Annotated in this window: 10 protein-coding genes; 7 read left to right on the forward strand and 3 right to left on the reverse strand. The window is 64.0% G+C overall.

Annotation, left to right across the window (positions count from 1 at the left end; genetic code table 11):
• Window positions 1-116 precede the first annotated feature (116 nt).
• Genes N799_RS13560 through merR form a run of 3 tightly spaced genes read right to left on the reverse strand, consistent with a single transcriptional unit; the run spans window position 117 to window position 4,844 of the window.
• The gene (locus N799_RS13560) at window positions 117-3,107 is read right to left on the reverse strand and encodes a Tn3 family transposase (RefSeq protein WP_036213693.1); all 2,991 of its coding nucleotides are present in this window, start codon (window positions 3,105-3,107) and stop codon (window positions 117-119) included.
• A gap of 44 nt (window positions 3,108-3,151) precedes the next feature.
• A complete protein-coding gene (locus tag N799_RS13565; protein ID WP_081975047.1) occupies window positions 3,152-4,432 on the reverse strand; it encodes a site-specific integrase in 1,281 nt (426 codons plus the stop codon).
• Window positions 4,433-4,442: 10 nt separating this feature from the next.
• Window positions 4,443-4,844, reverse strand: coding sequence for a mercury resistance transcriptional regulator MerR (gene merR, locus N799_RS13570; protein ID WP_036213695.1), 402 nt, complete (start codon window positions 4,842-4,844; stop codon window positions 4,443-4,445).
• A 65-nt stretch (window positions 4,845-4,909) separates the two neighbouring features.
• On the opposite strand from merR, the gene N799_RS13575 reads away from it, so the two are divergent.
• The 7 genes from N799_RS13575 (at window position 4,910) to lpdA (ending at window position 10,496) form a co-directional block, all read left to right on the forward strand.
• Window positions 4,910-5,530, forward strand: coding sequence for a hypothetical protein (locus N799_RS13575; protein ID WP_152597977.1), 621 nt, complete (start codon window positions 4,910-4,912; stop codon window positions 5,528-5,530).
• Between the two features lie 55 nt (window positions 5,531-5,585).
• The gene (merT, locus tag N799_RS13580; RefSeq protein WP_036213699.1) at window positions 5,586-5,939 is read left to right on the forward strand and encodes a mercuric ion transporter MerT; all 354 of its coding nucleotides are present in this window, start codon (window positions 5,586-5,588) and stop codon (window positions 5,937-5,939) included.
• A 20-nt stretch (window positions 5,940-5,959) separates the two neighbouring features.
• Window positions 5,960-6,247, forward strand: coding sequence for a mercury resistance system periplasmic binding protein MerP (gene merP / locus N799_RS13585; RefSeq protein WP_036213701.1), 288 nt, complete (start codon window positions 5,960-5,962; stop codon window positions 6,245-6,247).
• A complete protein-coding gene (gene merC / locus N799_RS13590; RefSeq protein ID WP_036213703.1) occupies window positions 6,247-6,681 on the forward strand; it encodes an organomercurial transporter MerC in 435 nt (144 codons plus the stop codon). Before merP ends, merC begins: the two co-directional genes overlap by 1 nt.
• A 222-nt stretch (window positions 6,682-6,903) precedes the next feature.
• Window positions 6,904-8,631 (forward strand): mercury(II) reductase, encoded by a 1,728-nt coding sequence (merA, locus tag N799_RS13595; RefSeq protein ID WP_036213705.1) that lies wholly within the window; start codon window positions 6,904-6,906, stop codon window positions 8,629-8,631.
• 18 nt (window positions 8,632-8,649) lie between these two features.
• A complete protein-coding gene (gene merD, locus N799_RS13600) occupies window positions 8,650-9,012 on the forward strand; it encodes a mercuric resistance transcriptional repressor MerD (RefSeq protein WP_036213707.1) in 363 nt (120 codons plus the stop codon).
• A gap of 83 nt (window positions 9,013-9,095) precedes the next feature.
• Window positions 9,096-10,496, forward strand: coding sequence for a dihydrolipoyl dehydrogenase (gene lpdA, locus N799_RS13605; RefSeq protein ID WP_036213708.1), 1,401 nt, complete (start codon window positions 9,096-9,098; stop codon window positions 10,494-10,496).
• Window positions 10,497-10,604 lie beyond the last annotated feature (108 nt).

Raw genomic sequence — 10,604 nt, forward strand, 5'->3', positions numbered from 1 at the left:
AGCTGTCTAAGTCTTTGATGTTGCGTGCCTCTGCCTTCGATACATAGGCTCTGCTGAGGCCACGAAGTGGCCTATTAGCCTCAAAAAAGTCCGCGAGCATTACTCATGCGCAACGCTCAGTTCATCAGGATTCGGCTCGAATAGTCGAGCGGCGCGATCTCGCGGCTCAAATCGAGCGTGTAGTCACCAAACCGGTTGATGTGACTCGTCCGGTACGGCGACAGGCCTGCCAGCACCTCGGCGCTGATTCCCATCCCTTCGTCGCGCAGTTCGGCCAAGATCCCGGTCATCCGCTCCACGTTGTGCAGGATGATCATGTTGGCCACGAGCTGGTTGTACTTCACGATCTTGCGCTGCTCGTGCAGAACGTTCTCGGCAATGATCCCTTCCCCGCCGAAGAACGCCCACTTGATGAAACCGTTGAATTCCTCACTCTTGTTGGTCGCGGCGTGGATGGTCTTGCGCACGTCCACGTCGTCGATATAGCGCAGCAGGAACATCGTTCGGATGACCTTGCCGAGTTCGCGGAACGCGAAATACAGCTTGTTCTTGCGGCTATAGGTGCCGAGCCGCCGCAGGATGGTCGAGGCAGTGATCTTGCCGAGCTTGATCGATACGGTGACGCGTAGCATGTCGTGCAGGTGGGTTTCGATCAGCCCCCAGTCGATGCTGTCGCCGAATAGCGCCTGGATGTTCTTGTAAGGCCGCCCCGGCTCGGGCCGGAAGAAGGTGAGATCCTTGATGTTGCGGATCCGCGGCATGAGCTGGATGCCCAGCAGGTGCGCCAGGCCGAATACCGGATAGCTCTGCGCCTGGGTGTCGCCGTGGACGATCTCCGGCTGGATGTCGGAGGTGTTCGCCAGCAGGCCATCGAGGATGTAGATCGCCTCGTGCACGCCGCAGGGAATGAAGTGGCTGAACAAAGCGATGTACTTGTCCGAGACGTGGTAGTAGCCGATGCCGCCATAACCGCCGTACCGAATGTGGTACTCGGAAAGCAGGTTTTGTTCGTAGACGCTCCACTTCGTGCCGTCGGCCGAAGCGCTCTTGCCGCTGCCCCAGTAGCCGGGCAACTCGAACTTGTTGTAGGTGTTGATCACCTCGACGATCGCTTTGTCGAGCGTTTCCTCGGTGACATATTTCAGGTTCAGCCACGCGATCTGGCGGCGACTGAACCCTTTGACCGACCGTGCCGTCTGCGTTGGGCCGAGGTTGCAGCCGTAGCAGAACAAGGTCGTGATGACTCGGCGCAACAACTCCTCTACCCGACTGTCCGTGCCGGCGATCGGCCGGAAATGCTCGTGCAACTGCAGCCATTGCGCGGCGTCGACCAGCACGTCGACGATGCTCGTGGCCGGCAGCCGTTCTGTGATCACACCGTCTACTGCCACGATGGCCCGTGAAACCTCGGTCCGCTGTAGACGTTTGAGGATCAGACGCCCGTCCACCAGTTCAGCGTGCATGTTCTCCGGGAAGCGTCGATCGACCGCGTCCGAGAGCGTGGCCATCTCGTCGCGAAGCGTGCGGACGAACACGGCCGCGTCGGTCGGCAGACCGGACACCTCGCCGTAGGCTTCCAACTCGCCCGCGAACGTGGCCTCATCGACCAGTTGCTCGCGGTAATCGTCGTAGCGCTCGCCATGGCGGATGTACAGGTCGCCTGACTTCAGCTCGTCCTTGAGCTGCGCCAGGACGGCCAGCTCGAAGTATTTGCGGTGGATCCAGCCACTGCCGGCCGAGACGGCGGATTTCCCGAACACATGCCGGCGCCAGGCCCCGGACAGCCAACTGAAATCGGCGTTCGAGTCCAGCCCAAGCGTGCTCGCCTCGATCAGCTCGCGGCGCTGGCCGCGCAGCGCCAACAACGCCGCGATCATGCGCTCCATCGTGGCGTCCTGGCTCGTCGAGCGCAGCCCCATGATCTCCAGGCAATTCAGCAGCAACGGGCGCATGGTCGCGTACGGCTGCAACAGGAACGGCAGGTAGTTCTTGCCGGCATAGGCCATGTGCTCTTCGCACTCGGCGAGCAAGACGCCGACATCGGTAATGAGCACATCACCGATCGCATCAACCCGCTGCGCGTCGGTCCCGTCCACCTGGTAGGCCTGGAGGATGTCCTTGAGCTGGCCGATCAGCAGGTCGGCGCGCTTACTGTGCTCCAACTGGTAGGCGATCAGCTTCTGCTGGGCGGCGTTCTCTAGCTTCTGCATCAGCCGGATGAACAGATCGGCCGCATCGTCGAGGGTCTTGGCGTATTGGGCGCGGATAAAGATCGCGGCCAGCGCGTAGCGCTTGTCGGGTTTGAGTTCTGCCAACTCACTCGCGTCCAGCGCGCGGGCCATCGCCCGGTACTGCTTGAGCTTGGGCACTGGCACGTCGATGGCGGGCAGCTGCTCGGCGAGGTGCTGGAGCCGTCGAATGTGCTGCAGGTAGAAGCGCACCTCCTTGTTGGTCGGGCGCTTGGGCTCGCGCTTGAGCGCTTGCCAGCCGCTGTGCGAAGCGCCCGCAGGCGACGTGAGCAGCAGATCATCGATGAGTGACCGCATGGCCGGCGTCAGCGCATCGGCGATGCCACCAAAATAGCGATCGTGTACGCGCTCGCGGGCCTGGATCGCGATGCGCTCCAGCGTGCTGAAGGCTGGCAGTTCAAAGCGGTGGTGGACCAGTTCTTCCAGCAGCACATTCACGATGTCGGGAATGACGTGCTTGGTTTCGGCCGCCGTTTCGGCCACCGTCGCCAACCACGTGCGACCTTCCGCATCGAGCACTCGCACCTGCAGGAAGTCGCGCAGTCGGGCCATGTGGCCACGCTTGGCACCCGAGGTGTCGTACCCACTGAGTTGTTCGGCGGACAACGGGCGCCGATACCCGGCCGCGCGTGCGATGTGCTGGGTGATGCGGTCGGGAACATCGGCGAGCACGACGAAATAGCCCAGTCGCTGGAACAGCTTCAAATGGATCAGGACCGCCAGTCGGGCTGTCGGCCGCTGCGCGGTGGCGTCGACGAATGCCAGCTCCGCCGCGGTGGGTGTGTAGACATCCTGCAGTTCTTTGGTGGTCGGATCCGGTTTCAGGCGTGGGTAGGCCGTTTCATGCAGGGTCGTCATGCCGTCGTGATCGCTCGCGATGTCTCGGAAAAGTGGTGTATCGGCTAATCCCAATGCCGCCCGTCGCCTTGCAAAGATGCTTCCAGGAAGCAGCGGTGGTTGTCGGCGATACGGTGCATGTCATCGAGGAGCCTGGCGATCGCCTCGTCCAGCGTGTCGCCGTCGACCGCGATGGCGTGCAGCCGGTAGCGCGTGCCGTCGGCATCGAGCCGCTGGGCGCGATACGGTGCCAGGCAGATGTCTTCGATGAGCCGCCTCGCCTGCGCCGTGCCACGACCGCGGGGCGTGAACGGTGAGAGCAGCAGCGTCAGTTCGAGCGGACGCGATGACGGCTCCGGGTGCGTTGGCGCGGGCAGCGCCAGCGTCGGCGCCGGTGTCGACGCGGCTGGCGCCGCGAGTCCGGCTTCGATCCGCTCCTGCGCAAAGGGATCGGCCCCGTCGAGATAGCGCATTGCCGACTTTATATCCTTCCAGCCGACGTATTCCATCAAAGTTCTGACGTCCCAGCCGTTGGCGTCAGCCCACGCGGCAAACCCGCGGCGCAGCGAGTGTCCGCTGTAGTCGTCCGGCGCCGGCAGGCCGGACTGAGTAAAGACACGCCGCAGCAGACGAATAAGACTGTTGGCGTGCAACGGCTCGGCCGCGATTCCGCCCCATCGGTCCACTCGTCGAAACAGCGGCCCCTCGGTAATCGCCGCCGCTGCTATCCAGTCTTGCGTGGCGATGACCGGGCAGCAGCGCGACAACGCCGGCACCTTGAACGTAGTGCCCTGATGCTGGCGGTCGCCCTTGCTGCGCGGCAGGAAACACGTCATGCCCCGGCCAGGGACAATGCGCACATGCTCGGCCTGCAAGCGGATCAGTTCGTCGCCGCGGAACCCGCGCCAAAAGCCCAGCGCCACCAGCGCACGATCGCGCAAGTGCCGTAATTGCCCGGCATGATCGCCACGGTCCCGTGCGGTGATCGCCGCCCCTTCGAGCCAGGTCAGCACCTGCGCCAGCTGGGTCAGGAGTAAGGGTTCGGCACGCTTTTCGATCGAGGGATGCACGGTCTGGATGCCCTTGAGCACCTTGCGCACAATCGGTGCTCGTGTGGGGTCAACGAAGCCGTGCTCGGTGTGCCACTGCGCCAAGGCCGCCAAGCGTTGCTTGAGCGTGTTGGTCGCCAACCGGCCGGCATGCTCGGCCAGGTAGCGGGCCACGCTGTCCGCCGTCGCTGGCAGGTGGCCGCCCCAATCGACCTCGAAGTGACGCACCGCGGACTGGTAACTGCGGCGCGTGTTCGCGCGGGTGGCGGCGTCGAGGTAGCGGTCCAGTTCCGTCATGCGTACGGGCTCAGTGCAATGCGGCGATCAGCGGGCACGACACCTGGCCGCGCTGCGTGCTGCACTCCTTCACCAGTTTGGACAGCGCCGATTCCATGCGCTTGAGGTCCGCCAGGCGTGCCCGCACATCGGCCAGTCGCAGGGCGGCGAGTTCGGCCGCTTCGTGGCAATGGGTACCGTCGTCCAGCTTGAGCAACTGCGCGACCTCGTCGAGGCTGAAACCCAACCGCTGGGCTGATTTCACGAACTTCACCCGTGCCACTTCCCCAGGCCCATAGCGGCGGATGCCGCCGTAGGGCTTCTCCGGTTCGAGCAGCAACCCCTTGCGTTGGTAGAACCGGATCGTCTCGACATTGACGCCGGCCGCCTTGGCAAAGGCGCCGATGGTCAGGCTTTCGGAAGTGTTGTCCATGCCGCTTGATTCCGTACTTGACTACGGAGGTAGCTTACGACCGTTCGGTCCGATCGGAGAAGCCCATGCCCGCGCCCGTTGGTTTCTACTCTGCTGCGTTCGTGTGCCAGGCCGTCCCGCAGATCGGCTGTGGTTGCCTGGCCAAGCCCGTGCTGGCCCGGCTGGAGGACCAACCCGCCATCGAGCGCGCGTGGCTGCACCGCCGTGGTGACGTGATCGCGATCGAATGGCGGTGCGAGCTTGACGTCGATATGCAGGTCCGTCTGCTGCACGTCGCTATCGGTGACGGCAGTGATGTCGCCTCCGTTCCTGCGGCGGCGTCATTCGACTTGCTCACGACCTTTCCGGACCCGCAGCAGTGGTACCGGCGCGAGACCGTCGATCAGCTCAGCGAAGAAGAGGCTCACACCATTGCGGCACGGCTCGTACTGCGCCTGTCGCAACAGGACGTGCCATTGCCAGACGGAGCCGCGCTGCAATGCGACGTGGCGTGCGCACTGCGGGACGTGCTCATCGCGGATGAGAACATCCCCATCGAATCCCGCCTGGCCCACCTGCTCGCGGCCGCGCGCGAGGTGCTGCAGCAGCGCCTCGGATCGCAGGCGCCGGCGCCATGGGAGACCGTGTTGACCCTCGCCACGCTGCTGCCCGCAGACGCGGCGCATCCCCCTGAGCATGGCGCTTGACTCCGTACTGAAGTACGGCAGTAAGGTGCAGGCGTCCAAATAGATGAATCACTCGATGAAAAACACCAACAAAACAGGCACAGGGGCCCTTCTCACCGGTGGCATCACCGCGATTCTGGCCTCGGCGTGCTGTCTCGGCCCGCTGGTGCTGGTGACCTTGGGATTCAGCGGCGCGTGGCTAGGCAACCTGGCGGCGCTCGAACCGTACCGCCCGCTCTTCATCGGCGCGGCCCTGGTCGCCATGTTATTCGCCTGGCGCCGTATCTATCGGCCGGCCGCGGCGTGCGCGCCGGGCGAAGTCTGCGCGGTGCCCCAAGTCAGGACCGCCTACAAAGTGCTGTTCTGGATTGTCGCGGCCTTGATTCTGTTGGCACTGACGTTCCCCTACCTCGCCCCATTGTTCTACTGACACTTCCGGAGGATCCGCACATGAAGAAACTCGCTGCCGTTCTCGTCTCGGGCCTCGCGTTCACCGCGCCGGCCTGGGCTGCCATCAAGACCGTGACGCTCGCCGTGCCGGGCATGACCTGCGCGACCTGCCCGATCACCGTCAAGCGGGGGCTGAGCAAGGTCGAAGGCGTGACCAAGATCGAGGTCAGCTACGAGACGAAGGAAGCCATCGTGACCTTCGATGACGCCAAGACCACCCTCAAGGCGCTCACCGACGCAACAACCAACGTGGGCTATCCGTCCACCGTCAAGCGGAAGTCGCCCTGATGCGCGCCACCCATTCCGGTTCCGTCACTCGTGCGGCCGACAAGGCGGGCGTTGTTGGTTCCATCGTGACAGCGATTGGCTGCGCAGGGTGCTTTCCAGCCCTCGGCAGCTTGGGCGCCGCCATCGGCCTGGGCTTCTTGAGCCAATACGAAGGACTGTTCATCCGCTACCTGCTGCCACTGTTCGCCGGCGTTGCGCTCCTGGCCAATGTGATCAATTGGCGTCGTCACGGGCAATGGTTCCGGGGCGCGCTGGGTGTGACAGGCCCACTCCTGGTGTTGGCCGCGGTGTTCGTGATGCTGGTCTTGGATCAGCGCAGCGGCTTTCTGCTTTATCCCGGCTTGGTGCTGATGGTTGCGGTTGCGATCTGGGATTTGATTTCCCGGCCACGCAAGGACTGCTCCACGACCGATGACAAGACAAACTGCTGTTAACCAGACGACGAGGCGTTGCAGTACATGAAGGCGTGGGTTGCGCTCGAAGAAAGACGATCTCTATGCGATAGGGATCATCGTCGGCATTGCGCTCCTGCTGATCGTGGCCGCGCCGTATTGCTGCTGAGACAAGGACGCCTTCCGTGTCACGACAGGCGGCTTCTCCTTGCACCGCGACAGGCAGCGCTGCCTCCGCCATCCCATTGAAAGTTTAGGAACACCATGAACGAACGCATCTTGAACGTGACTGGCATGACCTGCGCGGACTGCGCCCATCACGTAGAGAAGGCGCTGCAAGCCGTGCCGGAACTCGCGGAGGTCGCGGTCAGCTATCCCAAACGGGAAGCCCGCATCCGCAGCGCGCAACCGCTTCCGCTGGCGCGGTTGAACGAAGCCTTGCCCCGCAACTACCGGCTGGTGGAGCCTGCAGTGGCTGAGGCTGCGCCAACCGCAGCCACGAAACCCTCGACCGTGGGGAAAGTCCTCGGCGCCCTGGGCGGCTTGCTCAAGCAGCCGCGCAGCACGTCGAACAACACCCTGGAGGAATCATCGACGCCCCTGCGGATCGCCGTCATCGGCAGCGGCGGTGCCGCCATGGCCGGGGCGATCAAAGCGGCCGAATCCGGCGCCCAGGTCACGCTCATCGAGCGCGGCACGATCGGCGGCACCTGCGTCAACGTCGGTTGTGTGCCTTCGAAGATCATGATCCGCGCCGCGCACGTCGCGCACGTGCGGCGGACCAGTTCCTTCGACGATGGCATCGCGGCCTGCGCGCCCGCCATCGACCGGACCCGCTTGTTCGCTCAGCAGCAGGCCCGCGTCGACGAACTGCGCCATGCGAAGTACGAAACCATTCTGGCATCGAACCCGAACATCGAACTGGTACGGGGCGAAGCGCGCTTCAAGGACGGCCACCACCTGATCGTGAATCTGACCGACGGTGGGGAACGCGAAGTCGCCTTCGACCGCTGCCTGGTCGCGACCGGCGCCAGCGCGGCAGTACCGCCGATCCCGGGCCTCAAGGACACACCGTATTGGACCTCCAATGAGGCGCTGGCCAGCGACACGATTCCTGCGCGGCTGGCCGTCATCGGTTCGTCGGTGGTGGCGGTGGAGCTGGCGCAAGCCTTCGCCCGGCTGGGCAGCCAAGTCACCATCCTGGCGCGCAGCACCTTGTTCTTCCGCGAAGACCCGGCGGTCGGCGAAGCCGTGACGGCGGCCTTCCGTGTCGAGGGCATCGAGGTGCTGGAGCAGACCCAGGCCAGTCAGGTGTCCTACCAGGACGGCGCGTTCGTCCTCGCCACCAACCACGGCGAGCTGCGCGCCGACCGCCTGCTCATCGCCACCGGGCGCTCACCCAACACCCGCAGCCTGGCGCTGGAGAACGCCGGTGTGACGCGGGATGAGCGAGGCGCCATCGTGGTCGATCGGACCATGCGCACCAGTGCCGCCGATATCTACGCCGCCGGCGATTGCACCAGCCAGCCGCAGTTCGTCTACGTCGCGGCCGCCGCCGGTACCCGTGCGGCGATCAACATGACCGGCGGTGACGCGACTTTGGACCTGGACACCGTGCCGGCGGTGGTGTTCACCGATCCGCAGGTGGCCACCGTCGGCTACAGCGAGGCAGAGGCCCATCACGACGGGATCGAGACCGACACCCGCACGCTCACCCTCGACAACGTGCCGCGGGCGCTCGTCAACTTCGACACGCACGGCTTCATCAAGCTGGTCGCCGAGGCCGGCACCGGCCGGCTTATCGGCGTGCAGGCAGTCACTCCGGAAGCCGGCGAGATCATCCAGACCGCGGCGCTCGCCCTCCGCGCGCGCATGACCGTGCACGACTTGGCCGACCAGTTGTTCCCCTACCTGACGATGGTCGAAGGACTGAAGCTCGCCGCACAAACCTTCGTCAAGGACGTGAAACAGCTGTCGTGCTGCGCTGGCTAGTTGCCGGCACCGATTGAGATGAACGCCTACACGATATCCAGACTGGCCGAAGACGCGGGCGTGAGCGTTCACGTGGTGCGTGATCACGTGCTACGCGGCTTGCTGCATCCGGCACGGCGCACGGAAAGCGGATACGGCATTTTCGACGCGCAATCGCTGGCGCGGCTGCGGTTCGTTCGGGCTGCCTTCGAGGCGGGGATCGGCCTGGACGAGTTGACGCGCTTGTGTCGAGCACTCGATGCGAATGACGGTGACGATGTAACTGGCTGCGTGCAGCGCCTGCTCGCGCACGTCGCGGCAAGGCAGGCGACGTTGTCAGCGGTCAAGACGAAATTAGCCGAGATGGCCTATAGAAGCGAACAGGAGCATGTCGCCGGATAAACCGGGGGACCGAGTCTTCGGGACGGATGCACCACGTTGGTAAGCGTCAGATTCACCCTCGCAATTCCGCATAGGAGGTTCCAATGACCAAGGCAGCGACGGAGCAATACGACCTGATTGTGATCGGCGGCGGAATGGCGGGACTTCCGTTATCCCAGAAAGCCGCGCTGAAAGGCCGAAAAACGGCCCTGGTCGAGAAGGAACTTCTCGGCGGCACCTGCTTGAACCGCGGCTGCATTCCGACCAAGACCATGATTCATTCGGCGAAGATCATGCACCACGTTCGGCGCGCAGCCGAATTCGGCATTGTCGTCGGCGAACCCAAGGCGGATCTCCAAGCGATCGTCCGGCGCAAGGATGAAGTGGTGAAGCCGATCCGGGATGGTGCGTACCGGGGTGCCGGCAAGATCGAAAAGCTTCACTTGATCGAGGGCGATGCGCGCTTCGAGGGGCCCGGACGCCTGGCCGTCGGCGACCGCTGGCTGGAGTCCGCGACGATCGTCATCAACACGGGCACGGAAGCGACCATTCCGCCCATCGACGGGCTGGACGGCGTGGACTACCTGACCAATCGATCCGCGCTCGAGCTGACGGAGTTACCGGAGTCCCTGATCATTGTGGGCGGCGGCTACGTCGGCGTCGAATTCGCGCAGATGTATGCGCGTTTTGGCTCGCAGGTCACACTACTCCAACGTGCCGAACGCCTCGTGCCGAACGAGGAGCCGGACATCAGCGCAGTCCTCAGGTATGTGTTTCAGCGCGAGGGGATTGAGGTGGTGACCGGCGCCGAGGTGACAGGCGTCAAGCAGGCGGGCGACACCGTGGTGGTCAGCGCCCGCATCGGTGCCGGGGGGCAAACCTTCCAGAGCACACGCCTGCTGCTCGCCACAGGACGCACGCCGAATACGGCGGGCTTGAACCTGGCGGCGGTCGGCGTGGACACCGATCGCGCCGGTTTCATAAAGGTCGACGATCGATTCCAGACATCGGCCGCAGGCATTTTGGCGATGGGTGACGTGAAGGGCCCGCCGATGTTCACGCACTCGGCGCGAGACGATGCGGAGATTCTCTATCGCGTTCTAATCAAAGCTGATTCCACCGCATCAGTGGACCATCGACTCGTGCCACACGCCGTGTTCACGGATCCTGCCATCGGCTCCGTGGGACTCACCGAGGCCGAGGCGAGGAAGCAGGGGTACGCGCTCAAGATCGGAGTGCAGCCGTTCAAATCGGTGGCGAAAGCCCGTGCGATTGGCGAAACCGATGGCTTCATCAAGATCATTGCCGATGATGCGACCGACAAGATCCTGGGCGCGCACATCATCGGCCCCGAGGGCGACAACCTGATCCACGAGCTGATTGTCGCCATGCGGGTCGGTGCCACCTTTCAAGACGTCGCCAACGCAATCCATATCCATCCCACCTTGGCGGAAGGGGTGAATGTTGCTGCCGGCGGCGTGCACCGCGAGGAAGGTGCGGGCTGAGGGTGGTGGTCGGACTAGCGTCCTGACGAAGCGCGATTTCGTACCGATTAGAGGCGGTGTTTGCGCGGCAAGGTCTATCAGGCGGGATAATTCACCATTATCCCGCCT

It is taken from the genome of Lysobacter arseniciresistens ZS79, from assembly GCF_000768335.1.
GTDB lineage: Bacteria > Pseudomonadota > Gammaproteobacteria > Xanthomonadales > Xanthomonadaceae > Novilysobacter > Novilysobacter arseniciresistens.